Genomic DNA, 18,525 nt, shown 5'->3' with positions numbered 1-18,525 from the left:
TCCTCCTAGGCATCGTTCGGTTGAGATTTGCGATTTCGATTGCTATACCATGCCTCGCACAAACGCAATACGCGTTCCATTAGCAATGAAAGATTTGAATGGTGCGGCACATCGCCCAAAGTCTTTCGCGACAAAACGATCTATACCTTGCCTTGTGAAATTGTTCGCGCCGGATCGTGCGGTTTTGGGTAATTTTACGCGTCAGCGTCGTCCGAACCCGCGAAATACCGACATGATCTTTTGGAACACGACTTGCACTTAATGATCGCAGGAAAGGGGGCACTGAAAAACAGGAGCAAGGAATAATATGCTTACCAAGATCTACATTGCACTTTGGGCGATAATAGTTACTTCGGCGGTCGTGATGTTTCTGATCGGCGGCCTTTCCGAGTTGATGATAGTTGCTTATGGATTCATTTGTTTCGGAATGGTCTTCATGGGGATGATCTCCGTACTGCCGACCGCAGTGCATGATTCGCTGATAAAGCACTAAGTTCAACTGGAGAGCAAGGGTAGGGTATTGTGACGAACCTTGGTTCGCCGCAAAACGAAAAGGGGTTTGCCGTCATGCAGGGCCGGCGAATCCCTTTTCTGTTTGGGAACCTTTAGAAGCGGCATTCTCCGAATGTCGTTTTACTGTTGCAGGTACTGACCCTTATCCACCGACCTGTAATTCACTGAGATTTGGTGTTCGGCGCGCGGAATACCTCGCCTCATAAAAGTCGTATATCCAGATTTGTCTCGTAAGCCGTTGAGAAGTCAGTAGACGCATTGCTGGCACGCGGGTTGCGCTTTAGAACAAATGATGGCCCGATAGCGGGCGGTCAAATCCTTCGTATACGGAGTGTGAATTATGGAAAAGGAAGCAACGGAAATAATCAAGCAAGAAAGGCCGGAAGCGTCCGCTTCGCCGATATTCGTTGAAACCGAGAAGATGTTCGAGAGATTATCCGAACTGTCACGAGAGATCGGGCATCGGGCTTTTGAGTTCTTTCAACAACGCGGCCGTGATTTTGGTAACCAACTCGACGACTGGTTCAGGGCAGAATCCGAGATTCTCAGACCGACTCCGGTCGAAATAACCGAGAACGACAAGATGATCAACGTTAAGGCTGCGGTGCCGGGATTCAAGGCTGAAGAGATCGAGTTAAGCGTCAAGGACAAAACGCTCTTTATGAGCGGTGAAACAAAGAGCGAGACTGAGAAGAAGGACGAGACGACCTATTACAGCGAGTGGAAAAGCAACAAATTCTGTAGACAGGTGGCATTACCCGGTGAGGTCAAAATCGACGATGTAAAGGCACAACTCAAAGACGGCATTTTGACAATCGCGCTCAAAAAGACCGCCGAAAAAGAAGAGACAAAGATCGCCGTAAAAGCTGCATAGTTGGCTTTCGATACCCAACGATGCTCTGATTCAGCTTGGCTTGTTGTTGACATTCAACGGCATCGGTGTGTAATTGTTTCGAATGGCGAAAACGAAAGACATGCGCCGGTGGTTACTGATTACGGCTGGTGTTCTGATAGCGGTCATCATACCGCAATTGCTGGTCGAATCTCAGTTTTACGCACGGATCATCAGTGTTGCCTCGGTCTGCCTTTTATTATGGCTGACAGAGGCAACACCTCCATTCGTTCCAAGCCTGGTTCTATGGGCACTGGTACCACTCGCTTTAGGGACACTTGATGAGCGAATGCGCCTTCCCACCGTACTGGTATGGGCGGCAGATCCGGTACTCGCCTTGTTCTTCGGCGGATTTGCTCTTGGCGTTGCCGCAAAGCGCTACGGTCTGGACCAAGATTTGATCGAGTACGCCTTGGTCATATCAGGTGACTCATATAAGAAACTTCTGCTTTTTGTTATTTTGATCACTGCATTTCTTTCGATGTGGTTGTCGAATATCGCAGCTGCCGCACTTATGTTGGCGTGTCTGCGACCTGCTTTCAACAGCCTGGATGAGAGCGACCTGCTCCGTAGAGTATTGCTTGTAGGCGTCGCGCTGGGAGCTGATCTCGGTGGTATGGCAACACCGATCGGGACAGGCCCTAATGCGGTCGCGATAGCCTCGCTTGCAGATACTGGTCCGATCACGTTCATTGGCTGGATGTTGTTCGCATTTCCATTGACCATCGGCATGTTGTTCTTTAGTTACTTTCTTTTGGTGTGGCGAATCGGCGGTACTGACGTCCAAATGGCTACCAACATAAAATTCGAGACAACAAGGCGAGATCGAGTGGACGATCCGGCATTTGCCCGAGGCCGGTCGGTCTTACTTGGGATCATGGCCGGAACGATATGTCTCTGGCTAAGCGAACCGCTTCACGGGATCTCAGCGGCAATAATCTCGATCTGCGCGAGTGCTTTGTTGTTCTTAACGCGGATCCTTGATAAGGATTCGCTTAAACGCATCGACTGGTCAACGCTGATACTCATTTCCGGCGGGATCACACTTGGAAAGTTGTTTGAGACCTCGGGCATCATCCTTGCGTTTTCGCGGAGCGTGCCATTCGAAGCATTTGACCCGACATTCGGACTTTTTCTTGTTTGCATGTTCACTGCCGTCCTTGCTTCCCTGATGAGTAACACCGCATCGGTGATAATGCTCATCCCGCTTGCTACCGCACTTATTCCTTCACCTTCTACTGCGATCCTGGTCGCTATATCTGCTTCTTTCGGTATACCGTTCATTATAAGCACACCTCCGAATGCGATGGCGTTCGGTGAGGGCGGAGTTCGTTCGTCCGATCTCTTCTGGCCCGGCATAATAATCATGCTGCTCGGCTGCCTGATCATTAGCACAACAGGTCCGGCGGTTTTGAAACTTGCAGGGATCGCCTGAACTTTTTTCGAAATTTACTTCCGTTTGAGCGTTTATCACCGAAGGCGCGTTACGGAGACTCGTCGGATTCGCTTGGTTGCGTCAAGAACGAACCAGAACAACGTTAGGTAATAGATTCCAAATATGTTAGAACTTTCCGAAGTAGGGAATTCGTCGCAATGGACAGCGGAGACACGAATGGGAAGAAACCACGAAAGAACTCCTGTAGTTATTGAGATCATCCTCGATTCGTCAGCCGGTCGCAGAGCCTCGCGGATAAGCGATCTCAGTCTCGGGGGGTGTTACGTCGAATCGATCACGCAATATCGTGAAGGTGAACCGATCGCGTTCGAACTTACAAGTTCGGATGGCCAAGGTCTGCGGTTTACGGGTGAAGTTGCGTACATCCTTGATGGGTTCGGTTTCGGACTGAAGTTCACAAATATCAATGACGATCAACTCGAGTTTTTGAAACGCGTTCTTCCGGAAGCCTGAAATCGGCCCATTTCTGTAATCGCTCTTCATCACATCCTTCATACAATCTCGTTCGATTGACAAACACGCCTGAAAGGATAATAGTCTCTTGAAAAACTAAGACTCGGGAGACTACGTGAATGCCTATCAAAGGTGATGAGCTTGATACTGCAGTAACGCTTGAATCTGCCAAGACGGGTATCGTTGAGGAGCCGCCTTTTCACATGCTCGTGCTTGGGGATTGGAGCGGCGACGCGGAGAAAAGACCGCTTGCCGAGCGCCAGCTTGTCGAGATCGACCGCGATAACTTTGATAAGACGATCGCGCGAATGGGGGTTCGTTTGGATCTGCAATACGACGGCACCCCCCTTCCTCTGGAGTTTGCCGACCTTGATGATTTTCACCCCGATCAGATATTTCGGCGAGTTCCGATATTTGCAGAACTCCGCGATCTTCGTCGGCGACTGAAAGACGAGAGCAGCTTTAACGCGGCCGCACGTGAGGTTCGTGATCGTTTTGGTGTAAGCGAAGAGAACAAGAGATCTTCTGACCCTGAGCAACCCTCGTCCGAACAAAGCGATGCAAAACCGGCCGACAATTTGCTTGATGCGATACTTACCAAACCAACCGGGGGAGCTGCGGCCCCTAAAGCGGGAATATCAAGGGATATTTCAGATCTGGTCAGCGATCTTGTTCGGCCGCATCTGGTCTCGGTCGACGAGAACGAGCAGGCACAATTGGTCGCCGCCGTTGATGCTGCGACCGGCGGACTTATGCGGGGCATTCTTCACGATAGGCGATTTCAGGAATTGGAAGCCGCTTGGCGCGGACTCTTCTTCCTTGTGCGCCGGACCGAAACCTCGAGCGAACTCAAGATCCATCTCCTTGATGTCTCGAAAGATGAATTGTCTGGCGACCTCAAGAATGCCGGTAGTCTCTCCGAAACACTTGTATATCGGCATTTGATCCGTGAATCGATCGAAACCCCGGGCGGCGAGCCCATTGCCGTGATCTTGGGGAATTACTCATTTGAGCCTAATGTCGATGACGTTGCATCGCTGATCAGGATCGGGAAGCTGGTTGCAGCCGCTAATTCTCCGTTCATTTCTCATATGCGGCCTGATGTTTTCGGCATGCATTCGTTAGCGGAAGATCCTGATCCATCAAACTGGAAAATGTCCGATGATACAGAATCAGGAAGGCTTTGGAAGGCGCTTCGCGGGCAGGCTGAAGCAGAATATTTAGGAATGGTAATACCGCGCTTTCTCGCCCGACTCCCATACGGGGCCGAAACGGATCCTCTGGAGTCGTTTGCATTCGAGGAGTTTGCTGACGGACCGGTTCATGACCAATACATTTGGTCGAACTCGTGTTTTGCTGTCGGCCAATTGCTAGCTGCGAGTTTTGCGGCTTACGGTTGGGAAATGGGCCGCGCCCTAAAACAAGATATCGAAGGTCTACCTGTTCATGTTTACAAGGATGGAACGGAAACGGTCTACAAGCCATGTTCTGAAGTACTTTTAACGGATATCGCGTTTCAAAAGCTAATGGATTTTGGCTTTATGCCACTCATCACCTATAAGAACTCTGACCGCGTCAAACTAACTCGTTTCCAGTCAATCGCAGACACTGCGCTAAAGGGAATGTGGTGTTGACGCGGAAGTATAGCGTTGGCAAAGACCGGATTTTCGTTTACACTTTCTATTTTGAACCTGATAGCGGGAACATCCCGCTATTTTTGGCTTTAGGAGAACGATGTTCGACGAGAGTTTTGATGTGATCGTGATCGGCGCCGGGCACGCAGGTTGTGAAGCCGCGTCGGCTTCGGCGCGCCTCGGGTCACAAACTGCGCTCGTGACGATAAATCTCGACCTGATCGGGCAAATGTCGTGCAACCCGGCCATCGGCGGCATCGCTAAAGGGCATGTTGTCAGGGAGATAGACGCACTCGGGGGAATAATGGGCCGCGTCATTGACCGGACCGGCATTCAGTTTCGTCTTCTTAACCGTTCACGCGGGCCGGCAGTACAATCACCGCGAGCGCAGGCTGACCGCGGACTCTACCGCTCCGAGATGCGTCGGGTGCTCGAAGCGACACCGAACCTTCACCTCAGACAAGGTGTTGTTGTCGAGCTAATTGTTGAGAATAATAAGGTTACGGGTGTCACGATGCAGGATACCCGACGCTTTGGGGCGAAGGCGGTCGTGGTCGCAACCGGAACGTTTCTAAACGGAACGATTCACACCGGGAGAGAGACATTTTCGGCCGGGCGAGCCGGTGAACCGGCGTCGATCGAATTGGCGGAAGCTCTTAAGAAACAAGGCTTTCCGGTCGGTAGGCTAAAGACCGGAACGCCGCCAAGGCTTGACGGGCGGACGATAGATTGGGATGCATTTGAGCCCCAACCGCCGGACGAAAGACCAGTTGCGTTCTCGTTTTCGACCGAGAAGATCGAACAACCCCAGATCCAGTGTTTCATCGGCTACACTAGCGACCGTGTTCATCAGGCGATCCGTGATAATTTGCACCAATCACCTTTGTATTCAGGAAAGATCACGGGAATTGGTCCCCGATACTGCCCATCGATCGAAGATAAGGTCGTAAAGTTCGCCGACAAAGAGCGACATCAATTGTTCCTTGAGCCCGAGGGTGTAAGTACGAACGAAGTGTACTTAAATGGATTTTCGACCTCGTTGCCTTCGAGGCTCCAACTAGAACTGTTGCGAATGATACCTGGTTTTGAAAAGGTGCAGATCATTCGTCCGGGTTACGCGATCGAATATGACTTTGTCGATCCGCGCGAATTACGTCCGACGATGGAATCAACTCGAATGGGCGGTCTATTCCTTGCAGGCCAGATAAACGGAACGACCGGATACGAAGAGGCGGCCTGTCAGGGGTTGATGGCGGGGATAAATGCCGCTTTCCACGTTCAGAAACGAGGGCCTTTTGTTTTGCAGCGTGAAGAGGCGTATATCGGTGTATTGACGGACGATCTAATTCGGCATGGTGTTGACGAGCCGTATAGGCTATTTACTTCGCGGGCAGAAGCTCGGCTGAAGCTCAGGCATGACAATGCTGATGAAAGGTTGACGCCCAAAGGAATGAGCATCGGATTGGTCGGAGACAGCGCCTGGGATCGATTTAACCGAAAACGAGAAATACTTGCGCGTCTTCGTGAAGCCTTGGACGGTACACGGTTCAAGCGTTCGTCGATCGAATATGCAAGCGTTTCGCAATTGCTCAATGCCGATCTCGGCGATGCATTTACACTTTCACAGTTGGCAATGCGGCAAGGTGTTGATCGCGAATTGATCGAGCGGTTGCTGCCAGAAGATATTCGGGTCGGCCTGCGGGAAGAAGAACTTGAAACCGCGTTGGCTGATTCGATGTACGCCGGTTACATTGAAAAGCAAGATAAAGCGGCCGAACGCGTCAACCATCATGATTCGTTAAAAGTGCCGGATAGTTTCCAATTCAGATCGATCAGCGGTCTTTCGAATGAGATGGTCGAACGGCTCGAAAGGTCGCGACCTCAGAACTTTGCCCAGGTGCGATCGATCCCTGGTCTCACGCCATCCGCTTTATCCACGGTGCTTGTTCACCTCACGGCTGGACAACCCCGCCCGATCGAAAACAATTAGTCTTAGATCAAATTGTGGAACGTTCCACATTTCATTGCTGCAACTCTGTGGAACGTCCCACATTTCTGTTTTTCAGTTCAAAGTTCAATTATGCTAACTTAGTTCTTCGTTTCGTTATCTAGAATGGGCAAAATAATTGCAATCGCCAACCAAAAGGGCGGCGTCGGAAAGACGACGACGGCCATAAATCTTGCCGCTGGTATCGCTCAAATGGGTAAAAAGGTCCTTTTGGTGGACGCCGATCCTCAGGGAAACGCGACTTCCGGGGCCGGTGTTTCGAGGGTTTCAGGCCGAAAGTCGCTTTACCATGCCTTGATAACCGGCGAATCAGTTAGAGAATTGGTGCTACCGACTGAAATTGAAACGCTTTGGGTTCTGCCTTCCGACAAGAATCTCGCCGGAGTTGAGATCGAGTTTGCCGAAACGGTCGACCGAGCTTATGTATTGAAGAAACTACTTGACCCGATTCGAGAGTATTTTCACTACATCTTTATTGACTGTCCGCCGTCCCTAGGAATATTGACTGTGAATGGCCTTACAGCTGCCGATTCGCTACTCGTACCGATCCAATGTGAATATTTCGCGCTCGAGGGTGTTACCGAATTGTTTGATACTCTGGCTCGATTAAAGCGGGAACTGAATCCGGAACTGGCGATCGAAGGCCTTCTTCTGACCATGTATGATGAACGGACGAACCTTTCGACCGCTGTTGCTAAGGATCTGCGTGATTTTTATGGCCCAAAGGTCCTTAAGACCGTTATTCCGCGAAATGTCCGGCTTGCAGAAGCTCCGAGTTTCGGCAAACCGATATTGTTGTATGATCCGCGATCCCGCGGTGCGGAGAGTTATCTAGAGCTCGCGAAGGAGATAATGAACCATGGCTAGAACACCACTTGGTAGAGGTCTAAGTGCCCTGCTTGGTGAAGATACATCTACAGGCCAGCAAAAGGACAGCATATTTGAGATCGATATTGAACTGATCGATCCAAATCCCGAGCAGCCACGGACACGATTTACCGACAAGGCTCTCGACGAACTTGCTCAATCGATTGCCGCTAATGGCGTTGTTCAGCCGATCGTCGTTCGGCCGATCGGTTCGCGATTTCAGATCATCGCCGGTGAAAGGCGTTGGCGAGCTGCACAGCGAGCTGGTTTGCGCAGAATACCGGCAGCAACAAAGCAAGTTTCGGACGACAAATTGCTTGAACTTGCCCTGATCGAAAATATTCAACGGCAAGAGTTGAACCCCATCGAAGAAGCCAAGGCCTATCGCAAACTCATTGATAACATTGGACTTACGCAGGAGAAGCTCTCCGAAAGGGTTGGCAAAGAAAGGTCCCTTATTGCAACAACGTTACGCTTGCTGAAATTACCTGAAGATATTCAAACGCTGATCGAAGAAGAAAAACTCACCGCCGGACACGGTCGGGCACTCCTGATGGTCGAAGACAGGGCGGTCCAACGGCGTCTAGCGAGGAATATAATCGAAAAAGGTCTTTCTGTCCGTGAAACCGAAAGATCGATCAAGAAGAACACAATATCTCCGCAACATATTGTAAACAATAGAGTTGCGAAACCGATTGATGCAAATGTGAGAGCTGCCGAAACAAAGTTGATGAGAAAATTAGGTACGAATGTAAAGATCGTTCCGAAAGGAAATGGTGGAAAGATCGAGGTCGAATTTTATAGCCTCGATGATCTGGATCGTATCTTTCAGCTGGTAATGAGATCTGAATAGGAGGAGTCGAGAGGATGCTGAAGCGTCTTACCGAAATGGTGTCGTGCGCTGGTTGAGTGGCCAAGCTTGCCCCTGGCGACCTTGCTCAAGTTTTGAGTAAGCTTCCAAAGCAACCTGGTGACAACGTGATCGTCGGATTTGAGAATTCGGACGACGCGGGAGTTTTTCGCCTTACGGATGACGTCGCGTTGGTTCAAACGGTCGATTTCTTTACACCGGTCGCCGATGACCCTGAGATCTATGGCCGTGTGGCCGCTATAAATTCTCTCAATGATATCTACGCAATGGGCGCGGTACCGCTCACCGCTCTTTCGGTTGTTTGCTATCCGCAAAAAGGCGATTGGGATATTTTCGGCAAGATACTTCTTGGCGGCCAGAATGCGATGAACGAAGCGGGTGTCGTTGTGATCGGGGGCCATTCTGTCGATGATCAGGAGATGAAATTCGGTTACGCGGTTACAGGTATTGTTCATCCGGAAAAGGTAATAACGAATGCAGGGGCAAAAGCGGGCGATGTGTTGATCCTTACAAAGCCGATCGGGACAGGTGCGATCAACACAGCGGTAAAAAATGGGATCGCCAGCGAGGCCGCGGTCAACGCTTGCATTGCAGCGATGACAACATCGGCAGCAAATGCGTCACGAAGAATGGTCGAGCTAGCTGCGAATGCGTGTACCGACGTCACCGGCTTCGGATTGATCGGCCATGCATATGAATTGGCAAAAGCGAGTCAGGTAACGTTAAATATTGTGTCCAATATGGTTCCGTTGCTTCCAGACGTGATCGAGCTGATCTCAAAGGGAATGCTCACGCGCGGAGATAAAAACAACCGAGTATACGTCGGTGATACAATCGAGATCGACATCAATGTGTCGGGACAAATGCAAAGTGCGTTGTTTGATCCCCAAACCGCCGGCGGACTTTTGATAAGCATCGCCGAAGAAAACGCGGACGAGTTCCTTCCGACGATCAAAGATGCGCGGGTCATAGGCACGGTCACGGAATTCGACGCAAAACTGATCAAGGTGACATAAGGTATAGACGCTTGTATTTATTCATTTTCGAATCTATCGGGACTCAAGAGCTGATCCTTATCGGGATCGTGGCGTTGATATTTCTCGGACCGAGAAAGCTGCCCGAGTATGCACGAAAGATCGGAAAAATGATGAACGAATTCCGTTCGACAACGAACGAGTTCAAAGCAACGTGGGAACGGGAGGTCAATTTCGAGGAGGAAGCAAAGGCGTTGCAACTTGGAACGATCGACGAAGAAGCAGAGAAGCCTGTTCCACGCGAAAACAGCATTCTCGAAAGCCGACCGCCTGTTCCTTTTCCGGCGCCCGAGGTTCGCGAACTAGATGCAGAAAAGTTCGGGTCGATGCGTCCGGGCGAGGAGTTGAGCACATACGAACCTGACGAGAACGCTGCTGAACCCGAGTCTGACAAAGGTAGTTGGCTTTGAAACACCGTTATTTCTGATTGTTGAAACGAATGCCGGATATCGAGAACGAACAAATAGCGGAGGTCGGCGTCCAAATGTCATTCTTAGACCACTTGGACGAATTGCGACGTCGCCTCGTAAACTCGGTGATTTTCGTCGTTATCGCATTTGTTTGCTGTTGGTTTGTCTCAAAACCGATCTACAACTTTCTTAGCGTACCCATCCGTCAGGCTCTGTCGGAAGCCGAACGCCGCGATCTCCCGGTCGAAGGTAGGACGGGCGAAGAGAAAATACTCCCGCTCTCAACACTCAAGCCGGGTGACCGCGGCAGATTTGTCTTTGACCGAGCAACAAAGCTTGGGATCAGCGTCGTTCAGCCGGGCACGACGGTCGACGCGGTTGTAACCATCGACGCTGACGGCCGATCGGTACTGTATACGGAACAACCGATCTTTACCGTCAACGCTGTGATTCCCGCCGGTGTACGGCTTCCCGTAGATCTGGCTCCCGACGCAAACGTCGAGGCGAGCGCAGACGAACGGCTGATCGTAACGACTGCACAAGAATCGTTCACCTTGTACGTAACGGTTTCGCTGTATGCAGCGATCGCAGTTTCGATACCATTCTTATTGCTGCAAATATGGGGCTTTGTCTCTCCGGCCCTCTACAAGCATGAAAGATCCTACGTCACGCCTTTCATACTTCTGTCGTCGGTTTCCTTCGTTGGCGGGGTCGCATTTGCTTACTATATCCTCTTCCCGCCTGCAGTCAGGTACTTGTTAGGTTTGGGTGAGGACTTCCGTTTGCTTTTGCGCGCAAGTGATTACTTCGACCTTATCACCCTGATAATGCTCGCTATGGGGATCATCTTTCAGATGCCGGCGGTGGCGTATGTTCTTGCACGCATCGGCATAATATCGGCTACCCTACTCATCAAGAGCTGGAAGATCGCCCTCGTTGCAATATTAATTGTGGCAGCGATCGTTTCTCCGACCGGCGATATTCCAAACCTCATGCTCTTTGCGACACCGATGATGGTTCTCTACATCTTTTCAATATTTATCGCCTGGTTTTTCGGAAAAGAGCGTAGATCAAATGATCTGCCGGCTGTTTGAAACGGTAACAAGCAACCAAACCTGTAACACCCTGCATCTTGAAGTATTAAGGATAACTGTCTAAAATCTTAACAGTATTGAGATGGTCGGAATTTTCGGGTAGCGTGCCCGCGTGCTTGGTTCGAAAAACACCGGGCATTTTGTTCAGGAGTAGTTATGCTGAAATCGAATTTTCTATGCAGAGTATTGTTTGCGGCTTTGATCGTTAGCTTCGGGTCATCGGTTTTGGTCGCTCAGAAGGATAAAGACCGTCCGAGTCAGGACCCGACCGACAAAGCACGTACGGTAAAAGAGGAATTGAACAAGGCTTACAAACGTTGGCTAAGCGAAGACGTTGCTTACATAATCACCAAAGAAGAGCGACGGGCGTTCATGGCTTTGCAAACCGACGAAGAACGGGAGAATTTCATAGAGAATTTCTGGCGCCGTCGTGATCCGAATCCTGATACGGAAGAAAATGAATTTCGCGAAGAGTACTACGAACGTATAGCGTACGCCAACGAGCGATTTACCTCGGGTATTCCGGGATGGCGGACCGACCGCGGCCGGATCTACATTGCCTGGGGTAAACCTGACTCGATCGAGTCGCACCCGGCGGGCGGATCATATGAAAGGCCATCGTACGAAGGCGGCGGCTCCACGTCGACATATCCATTTGAGATCTGGTTTTACCGACATTTGGACGGTGTCGGTGACGGTATCGAGATCGAGTTTGTCGATCCTACAGGCAGCGGCGAGTATCGCATTGCTCGAAACGCGAACGAAAAAGATGCACTGTTGATGGTTCCGGGCGGCGGACTTACGCTTGCCGAGTCGCTTGGACTCGCAAACAAGGCTGATCGTATTTCTGGTGTCAACATTAACAACACATTTCAGCGCGAACAGGACACTCCTTTTAGACGGCTTGAGATAATCAATAATCTTTCGCGTCCGCCGCAAGTCAAGTTCGGCGACCTTGCGGGCATAACGAGTTCCGATTCTGTCATCGACAATAATCCGCTCAATTTCGACCTTCGTGTCGATTTCTTTCGGCAGTCGGAAGACCGCGTGATCGTTACTTTCACCGTTCAGACGGCAAACAAAGAACTTCAGTTTGCTGACGAGGGTGGGCTTCAGACTGCGAAGATAAACATTTTCGGCAGAATCACCGCCGTATCCGGCAAGCGGTCGGGGATTTTTGAAGACGCAGTGACAACGTATGCGACACGCGAGGAGCTTACCGAAGCTCGTGATCGAAAGTCGGTCTATCAAAAGGCGATCGCATTGACTCCGGGCACCTACAAAGTCGATGTCGTTGTCCGCGATGTCGGTACGGGAAACCGGGGGATCGTGAATCAGGGATTTAGTGTTCCGAGATATGACGACAAATTGCTTTCGACCTCGTCACTTGTTCTGGCGGCAACGCTTAGGACGACCGACGACCGCGATATCGGCGGGATGTTCATCATTGGCGGAGCCAAGGTCATTCCGAACCTCGAGGGCACATACAAGCGTGGTCAAGATGTCGGTGTTTATCTTCAGGTATACAATGCCGGTATCGATCAAACGACGCTCCGGCCGGCGGTGGATGTTGAGTACGTTTTGTCCAAAGGCGGCAAGGAAGTGCTTCGTCAGTCCGAAGATTGGAGTGGTTTAAGCGACTCGGGCCAACGTTTAACGCTCGCACGATTGCTTCCGACAACTGCGCTTGAAACCGGCGATTATGAGATCAAGGTGTTAACGAAAGATCGAGTGGGCGGACAGGTGATCGAGAACAAAGGAAAGTTCACGATAGTGCAATAACTCCGGCACAGCTATTCGAGTTGGCCGAGGTCGCAAGACTTCGGCCTTTTTCTTCTGCAAAATTCATTCGGGTTTTCGCAACGTTTTGTACACAGGCGAAATTCTTTTTTCGCTCGTCGAAAAAACCGACATCCCATCAGCACCATAAGCGACGGCTTCCCCGATCTCTCGCGATCCGATATCGAATGGTTGGGGTTTTGATCTCCAGATCTCGTCAAAATTCTCTTCATCAACGGCCAGTACGAGCTCGTAACCAGAGAAGTAGTCTGAGACTACAACACGCCTGCCGTCGGGTGATATATCGCCACCGGTCACCAAGCCGTTCGGAACTGCTGGAAGCGACAGCTCTCCTATCTTCTTGGCCAAGATCGCGTTCGGGGAATCAAAATCCGCTTGAACGTTGTAAACGCCTGCCGCACCGGTCAAGAGTTTTGAGATCACGTAAATTTCTCCGCTTGTTGGATGGACAAGCAGTGCTTCTGCATCCTGACGAACATCAGGATAGACGAACCTAAGTTTCTCAGCTTTCGGCGTTATCACAGGCTTTCTTCGATTCGACCCGCCCGCACCTTCGATCAACGGTTCTGTAATGCGGAATATCTCGGATTCGGCACGCCGTCGCCTGTTGTTCCCGATCTCGCCAATATAGATGAAACAAGTACCATCCTTATTCCTGAACGTTGCGATATCTTCCCAGTCAAAGTTCGAGACGTTGGGTATCTTCCAAGTTCCAAGATGACGGCCCTGCAGATCTATTGCGTATATGAAAGGCCCGTCACCGGAGTCGTTATGCGTCCACAGTACATTCTCCTGACACTTTGAAGCAGCGATGCCGCTGCTCTCTGTTATCTCGCGCGAGTTGATCCGGCCGTTTTCAAATGCCGGCAAATATGTATCCGGTCTAACTGGTACCACCGCCGTCTCTCTCGAACCAAGCGAAACGCTCTGACACGAAATGACAGTGAGGCAAAGACCTGCAAGAAAAATGACAAAAGCCGAAATTTTGGTTATAGTCATCATCGACGTACTTCACGTGTCTTTCATTATAACGCACTGATAATCGCCGATGTTCGGAACGATCGGATCGGTGATTTCGTAAGTATTCAAGGTCTGTTAGATGATCGTAGGAACAGAATGGCTGATCGAGGCCGCTGGATGCAATCCGGACAAATTGCGCGACGAGGCGCTGCTTCGCACCGTCTTCGATCGGGTCATGGATGATCTTGGCCTGACGTCTATCGGCTTCGTATGGCACAAATTTGATGGGGAGGGCGGCGTTACCGGGTTAGTAGCGCTGACCGAATCACATCTCGCTTGTCACACATATCCAGAATACGGCACCGCCACCTTCAATCTCTATTGTTGCCAGACGCGTCCTGAATGGGATTGGTCGGAGCAGCTCCGAGAAATGATCGGAGCCCGGTTGGTGACGGTTACCCGGATCGAACGGGGTCAAATAGAACCGGCAGATCCGCAGGCGAGTACCGCCGGAGGTTTGGGATGAGCGTACTTAAGGCGAATTGCCCATCCTGTGCGGCACCGATCGAGTTTCAAAAAGGTTCGACGATCGTACTAGTTTGCCCATACTGCCGATCGGCGGTAGCCAGGACCGACAGAGCATTGCAAGACCTCGGAAAAGTAGCCGAGATAGCGGACTCACAATCGCCACTCAAGCTTGGATTAAAAGGCGAATTCAAGGGAAACCGTTTCGAACTTACAGGCCGAGCACAATTACGCCACGAAATGGGCGGCTATTGGGATGAATGGTACGCAACATTCTCAAACGGGTGGGTCGGATGGCTCGCTGAAGCTCAGGGCCGATTTTACCTAACGTTCTTTCAACCGATCCCGACCGGTACCCATCTTCCTTCGTTCGAACAACTTCAGATCGGCCAGGCGGTTTCTGAAATACCCGGCCCGACGCAGTTGATGGTCACCGAGAAGGGGACGGCAACATCCGTCGCGGCTGAGGGCGAGATACCTTACAAACTTGTTCCAAACGAACAGTCGCGATACGCCGACCTTTCCGGCAAGGACAACGCGTTCGGTACGATCGATTACAGTATCGATCCGCCATGGGTCTTTGTCGGCAACATGGTCTCGCTCGAAGAGATCGGATTGGCCGCGGCGCGTCCCGTCACCCGTGAGGCACAACGGACAACCGCTGCTGCAATGGGTTGTCCTAATTGCGGAGGTCCGCTGGCTCTTGTTGCACCTGATAAGGCCGAACGCGTGACGTGTCCGAACTGCAATTCGCTGCTCAATGTCGATCAGGGGAATCTCAGCTACTTGCACGCACTCACGCCGTCACCGACGGCGGATCAGTTTGTTTTGCAGATCGGGCAAGAGGGGGTGTTTCCAGGTGATGTGAGATTCCGGATCATCGGTCGAATGGTAAGGAGCGTAAACGTTGACGGGATCGACTATTTCTGGCACGAGTATTTGCTTTACAATCCGATGATCGGATTTCGGTGGCTTGTGCATTCCGACAACCATTGGAATTTCGTTGAGCCTGTTAACCCGGCCGAGGTCGAGCAGAGCGGGGGGTTCGCCGCCGGTTCCAAGGTCACGTATAACGGCAGCACCTTCAAGATATTTCAGGACGCACAGGCGGTCGTGCGTTACGTTCAGGGTGAATTCTATTGGCGGGTCGAGCAGGGCGAAACTGCCCGGGCGGTTGATTACGTATCTGCTCCGTTGATGCTTTCGCAGGAAATAACGGCCGGCGAAATGAACTGGTCGGCGGGCGTTTACATGACCAACGCCGAGATCGAAAAGGCCTTCGGGGTGACTGATCTGCCAAAACCATGGTCGGTCGCGCCAAATCAGCCTTTCACTGGCCGGTTTTATTACACATGGGGCGCGCTTCCTTTATTTCTACTCCTTGTGCTCGCAATATTTATGCTGCCATTCACCGGTATTACAAACACGGTGCTTTCGCAGCAAGTCGACCTTCCGCCGATGCTCAATGCTACGCAGCCGCAGGCGTCATTCAGCCAATCGTTCGATTTGAAAGCAAACAGGAATGTCCGTATTACTGCGGTCGCTCCTGTGAATAACTCTTGGGCCGATCTGGATGTCGACCTGATCAACGATCAAAGCCAGGAGGTCGAATCGGTCAACATTCCTATCGAATATTATTCGGGTACAGATAGCGATGGTGCCTGGACCGAAGGCGGCCAGTCTCAGGATGCGACGATCTCGTCGCTTCCGTCGGGAAAATACACGCTTCGCGTTGAAGGAACATGGCAGAATTGGCAGCAATCGATGCCCGTAACGGTCAAGGTCGAACAAGGGGTCAATCGCGGGGTGAATTTCTGTTGCTCGTTAGTACTTTTGCTTATCGTCCCCGTTCTCGGCCTTCTTCGTAAATTCTCATTCGAATCGAAGCGATGGAGCGAGAGCATGTTCAGTACGTCGAGCGACGATGATAGCGAATAGAAGTTTGAAGGTCGAATCGTTATGATTAAGAAACTTTATCTTGTATTTGGGATGGGCGTTCTCGTGCTTTATTCCGCATCAGCATGGTTTGGTTGGGAATTGGCTAATTCCGGCAGTAAGTCGCGTTTGGGTGTGCCATTCATTTATTCGGGATTTCGTGGAGGAAAATAGATGTCGATGAAGATCTTTGATGCGCCCGTTCTAGCAGCGGTCGTAAAGCTCGATCAACTACTTGAAGTTCTCGTAACAACGCTGATCTTCGTTTTGATCGGATTGGTCGTTTTCGCGATTGCTTTCTTTATAATGGACAAGGTAACGCCGTTCTCGATCCGAAAAGAGATCGAGGAAGATCACAATACCGCACTCGCGATCGTAATAGGTGCAATGATCCTTGGAATAGCGTTGATCGTAGCCGCAGCTATCAATGGCTAGTTCCGAGTTCCTCCGGCGGACAATGGAGAATGGGAAGTGACCGCAGTTGATTTCCTTTTCCATTCAGTTTTTTCCATTCTCCGTTGATATGAAGCGCGTTCCACTTTTATTCCTCAACGTCGTGATCATTGCCACTTGCGGCTTGATCTACGAACTCCTCGCAGCGACCGTTTCCAGTTACGTTCTCGGCGATTCGGTAACCCAGTTTTCGCTAATAATCGGCATCTATCTTTTCGCGATGGGTGTTGGCTCCTGGCTTTCTGGGTTCCTCGACAAAAATCTTGCTGAAAAATTCGTCGACATCGAGCTTGCGGTTGCGATCATCGGCGGACTTTCGGCCCCGCTACTGTTTCTTTCCTTCGCCAACGTCTCTTATTTTGGGCTGATCCTATATTCGATGGTCTTTATCATCGGCGGTCTTGTCGGACTCGAGATCCCGCTATTGATGCGGATCCTGAAAGACGAATTGGACTTTAAGGACCTGGTTTCAAGGGTGCTAGCTCTTGATTATATTGGTGCCCTGGTTGCGTCTCTGATGTTCCCCATCTTTCTTGTCCCAAAGCTGGGCCTGAACAGGACCTCACTTTTGTTCGGAATGCTAAACGCGCTCGTCGGTGTCTGGGGTACATGGCTGCTTGAACCCCTGATCGCTACGAGAAAATTGACGATGCTTCGCGTAAAGGGCGGTGTGGTCCTGGTCGTTCTGATCATCGCGTTCATAAAGGCTGATACACTTACGACGCTTGCCGAGGATGCCCTTTTTCCGGATCAGATCATTTATGCGAAAAGCTCGCCGTACCAGAGGATCGTCGTCACTCGCGGAAAACTTGGCCATTCGCTCTTTTTGAACGGAAACCTTCAATACAACTCGTTCGATGAGTATCGATATCATGAGGCATTGGTGCATCCTGCATTTGCGGCGTTTAGCGGATCACCGCGACGTATTCTGGTCCTCGGCGGCGGTGACGGGCTGGCGGTTCGAGAAATATTGAAATATCCGTCAGTCGAGAGCGTGACATTGGTCGATCTTGATCCTCTTATGACGGGGCTCTCTAAAGAACTTCCGGCCCTTGGCGAACTCAACGGCGGTTCAATGGATGATCCCCGGGTCAGCGTGATAAATGCCGATGCATTCGTTTGGGCCGATGGTACTGACAGTGCGCAGTTTGATATCGCGATCGTCGATTTTCCGGACCCGAACAACTTCGCTCTCGGCAAGCTCTACTCGACACGGTTCTACAATCTCCTTCAGGCGAGGCTTCAGCCTGAGGCTGCGGTGGTCATTCAGTGCACGTCTCCGCTTTATGCACGCCGCTCGTTTTGGTCGATCATCAAGACGCTTGAGGCAGCCGGCTTTACGGTACGGCCATTCCAGACTACCGTCCCGAGTTTCGGAGTTTGGGGGTATGCACTGGCGAAACGCCATCCTTTTGAAACACCTAAGAAGCCACCGGACGGGATCGAGCTGAAGTTTCTCAACGAGACCTCATTCTCATCAATGTTCGAATTTCCGCTCGATATGACGATGCCCGACGGTGAGGTTGAGATCAACCGTCTTGATAATCAGGCGTTGGTCCGTTATTACGAGTCTGAATGGCGGAGGTTCGAATAAAACGTGAGAATCTCGCGGCGCGAATT

Annotated in this window: 18 protein-coding genes; 17 read left to right on the top strand and 1 reads right to left on the bottom strand. The window is 50.9% G+C overall.

Translation table 11 applies throughout. The features are described from left to right. The first annotated feature begins 307 nt into the window (after window positions 1-307). From IPM28_11955 to IPM28_11900, 12 genes are all read left to right on the top strand, one after another. On the top strand, window positions 308-493 hold the full coding sequence (locus IPM28_11955; GenBank protein MBK9173693.1) for a hypothetical protein: 186 nt from the start codon (window positions 308-310) through the stop codon (window positions 491-493). A 360-nt stretch (window positions 494-853) separates the two neighbouring features. Beyond that, entirely contained in the window at window positions 854-1,387 is a 534-nt protein-coding gene (locus tag IPM28_11950; GenBank protein ID MBK9173692.1) for an Hsp20/alpha crystallin family protein, read from the top strand. A gap of 82 nt (window positions 1,388-1,469) precedes the next feature. After that, complete coding sequence (locus IPM28_11945) at window positions 1,470-2,840, top strand: DASS family sodium-coupled anion symporter (GenBank protein MBK9173691.1); 1,371 nt, start codon at window positions 1,470-1,472, stop codon at window positions 2,838-2,840. 177 nt (window positions 2,841-3,017) lie between these two features. Next, a complete protein-coding gene (locus IPM28_11940; protein MBK9173690.1) occupies window positions 3,018-3,314 on the top strand; it encodes a PilZ domain-containing protein in 297 nt (98 codons plus the stop codon). A gap of 119 nt (window positions 3,315-3,433) precedes the next feature. Further along, window positions 3,434-4,948: a type VI secretion system contractile sheath large subunit gene (locus IPM28_11935; GenBank protein ID MBK9173689.1), complete on the top strand. Its 1,515-nt coding sequence runs from the start codon at window positions 3,434-3,436 to the stop codon at window positions 4,946-4,948. A 100-nt stretch (window positions 4,949-5,048) separates the two neighbouring features. Then, complete coding sequence (gene mnmG / locus IPM28_11930; GenBank protein MBK9173688.1) at window positions 5,049-6,938, top strand: tRNA uridine-5-carboxymethylaminomethyl(34) synthesis enzyme MnmG; 1,890 nt, start codon at window positions 5,049-5,051, stop codon at window positions 6,936-6,938. Window positions 6,939-7,061: 123 nt separating this feature from the next. Further along, complete coding sequence (locus tag IPM28_11925; GenBank protein ID MBK9173687.1) at window positions 7,062-7,823, top strand: ParA family protein; 762 nt, start codon at window positions 7,062-7,064, stop codon at window positions 7,821-7,823. After that, on the top strand, window positions 7,816-8,676 hold the full coding sequence (locus tag IPM28_11920) for a ParB/RepB/Spo0J family partition protein (protein ID MBK9173686.1): 861 nt from the start codon (window positions 7,816-7,818) through the stop codon (window positions 8,674-8,676). The genes IPM28_11925 and IPM28_11920 overlap by 8 nt, the downstream gene beginning before the upstream one ends. Before the next feature lie 56 nt (window positions 8,677-8,732). Continuing rightward, the gene (gene selD, locus IPM28_11915) at window positions 8,733-9,710 is read left to right on the top strand and encodes a selenide, water dikinase SelD (GenBank protein MBK9173685.1); all 978 of its coding nucleotides are present in this window, start codon (window positions 8,733-8,735) and stop codon (window positions 9,708-9,710) included. An 11-nt stretch (window positions 9,711-9,721) separates the two neighbouring features. Then, complete coding sequence (tatB, locus tag IPM28_11910; GenBank protein ID MBK9173684.1) at window positions 9,722-10,138, top strand: twin-arginine translocase subunit TatB; 417 nt, start codon at window positions 9,722-9,724, stop codon at window positions 10,136-10,138. 74 nt (window positions 10,139-10,212) lie between these two features. Beyond that, complete coding sequence (tatC, locus tag IPM28_11905; protein MBK9173683.1) at window positions 10,213-11,232, top strand: twin-arginine translocase subunit TatC; 1,020 nt, start codon at window positions 10,213-10,215, stop codon at window positions 11,230-11,232. Window positions 11,233-11,388: 156 nt separating this feature from the next. Continuing rightward, window positions 11,389-13,014, top strand: a complete 1,626-nt coding sequence (locus tag IPM28_11900; protein MBK9173682.1) for a GWxTD domain-containing protein — start codon at window positions 11,389-11,391, stop codon at window positions 13,012-13,014. Window positions 13,015-13,077: 63 nt separating this feature from the next. On the opposite strand, the gene IPM28_11895 is transcribed toward IPM28_11900, so the two are convergent. Continuing rightward, the gene (locus tag IPM28_11895; protein MBK9173681.1) at window positions 13,078-13,929 is read right to left on the bottom strand and encodes a hypothetical protein; all 852 of its coding nucleotides are present in this window, start codon (window positions 13,927-13,929) and stop codon (window positions 13,078-13,080) included. 202 nt (window positions 13,930-14,131) lie between these two features. On the opposite strand from IPM28_11895, the gene speD reads away from it, so the two are divergent. The 5 genes from speD to IPM28_11870 all read left to right on the top strand — a co-directional run bounded on the left by speD (window position 14,132) and on the right by IPM28_11870 (window position 18,499). Further along, complete coding sequence (gene speD, locus IPM28_11890; protein MBK9173680.1) at window positions 14,132-14,518, top strand: adenosylmethionine decarboxylase; 387 nt, start codon at window positions 14,132-14,134, stop codon at window positions 14,516-14,518. Next, window positions 14,515-16,455: a DUF4178 domain-containing protein gene (locus tag IPM28_11885; GenBank protein MBK9173679.1), complete on the top strand. Its 1,941-nt coding sequence runs from the start codon at window positions 14,515-14,517 to the stop codon at window positions 16,453-16,455. The genes speD and IPM28_11885 overlap by 4 nt, the downstream gene beginning before the upstream one ends. Window positions 16,456-16,476: 21 nt before the next feature. Next, the gene (locus IPM28_11880) at window positions 16,477-16,626 is read left to right on the top strand and encodes a hypothetical protein (protein MBK9173678.1); all 150 of its coding nucleotides are present in this window, start codon (window positions 16,477-16,479) and stop codon (window positions 16,624-16,626) included. A 6-nt stretch (window positions 16,627-16,632) separates the two neighbouring features. Continuing rightward, window positions 16,633-16,887: a DUF350 domain-containing protein gene (locus tag IPM28_11875; GenBank protein ID MBK9173677.1), complete on the top strand. Its 255-nt coding sequence runs from the start codon at window positions 16,633-16,635 to the stop codon at window positions 16,885-16,887. 88 nt (window positions 16,888-16,975) lie between these two features. Then, window positions 16,976-18,499: a polyamine aminopropyltransferase gene (locus IPM28_11870; GenBank protein ID MBK9173676.1), complete on the top strand. Its 1,524-nt coding sequence runs from the start codon at window positions 16,976-16,978 to the stop codon at window positions 18,497-18,499. Window positions 18,500-18,525: the final 26 nt, after the last annotated feature.

The organism is Chloracidobacterium sp. (assembly GCA_016716305.1).
Taxonomy (GTDB): Bacteria; Acidobacteriota; Blastocatellia; order Pyrinomonadales; family Pyrinomonadaceae; genus OLB17.
The sequence above is the reverse complement of the archived record's forward strand: the minus strand, read 5'-3'. Positions and strand labels throughout refer to the sequence as shown.

Bases quoted from the DNA above. Each gene is read 5' to 3' on its own strand.
- IPM28_11955 (MBK9173693.1), top strand. From the start codon at position 308: ATGCTTACCAAGATCTACATTGCACTTTGGGCGATAATAGTTACTTCG.
- IPM28_11950 (MBK9173692.1), top strand. From the start codon at position 854: ATGGAAAAGGAAGCAACGGAAATAATCAAGCAAGAAAGGCCGGAAGCG.
- IPM28_11945 (MBK9173691.1), top strand. From the start codon at position 1,470: ATGGCGAAAACGAAAGACATGCGCCGGTGGTTACTGATTACGGCTGGT.
- IPM28_11940 (MBK9173690.1), top strand. From the start codon at position 3,018: ATGGGAAGAAACCACGAAAGAACTCCTGTAGTTATTGAGATCATCCTC.
- IPM28_11935 (MBK9173689.1), top strand. From the start codon at position 3,434: ATGCCTATCAAAGGTGATGAGCTTGATACTGCAGTAACGCTTGAATCT.
- mnmG (MBK9173688.1), top strand. From the start codon at position 5,049: ATGTTCGACGAGAGTTTTGATGTGATCGTGATCGGCGCCGGGCACGCA.
- IPM28_11925 (MBK9173687.1), top strand. From the start codon at position 7,062: ATGGGCAAAATAATTGCAATCGCCAACCAAAAGGGCGGCGTCGGAAAG.
- IPM28_11920 (MBK9173686.1), top strand. From the start codon at position 7,816: ATGGCTAGAACACCACTTGGTAGAGGTCTAAGTGCCCTGCTTGGTGAA.
- tatC (MBK9173683.1), top strand. From the start codon at position 10,213: ATGTCATTCTTAGACCACTTGGACGAATTGCGACGTCGCCTCGTAAAC.
- IPM28_11900 (MBK9173682.1), top strand. From the start codon at position 11,389: ATGCTGAAATCGAATTTTCTATGCAGAGTATTGTTTGCGGCTTTGATC.
- speD (MBK9173680.1), top strand. From the start codon at position 14,132: ATGATCGTAGGAACAGAATGGCTGATCGAGGCCGCTGGATGCAATCCG.
- IPM28_11885 (MBK9173679.1), top strand. From the start codon at position 14,515: ATGAGCGTACTTAAGGCGAATTGCCCATCCTGTGCGGCACCGATCGAG.
- IPM28_11880 (MBK9173678.1), top strand. From the start codon at position 16,477: ATGATTAAGAAACTTTATCTTGTATTTGGGATGGGCGTTCTCGTGCTT.
- IPM28_11875 (MBK9173677.1), top strand. From the start codon at position 16,633: ATGAAGATCTTTGATGCGCCCGTTCTAGCAGCGGTCGTAAAGCTCGAT.
- IPM28_11870 (MBK9173676.1), top strand. From the start codon at position 16,976: ATGAAGCGCGTTCCACTTTTATTCCTCAACGTCGTGATCATTGCCACT.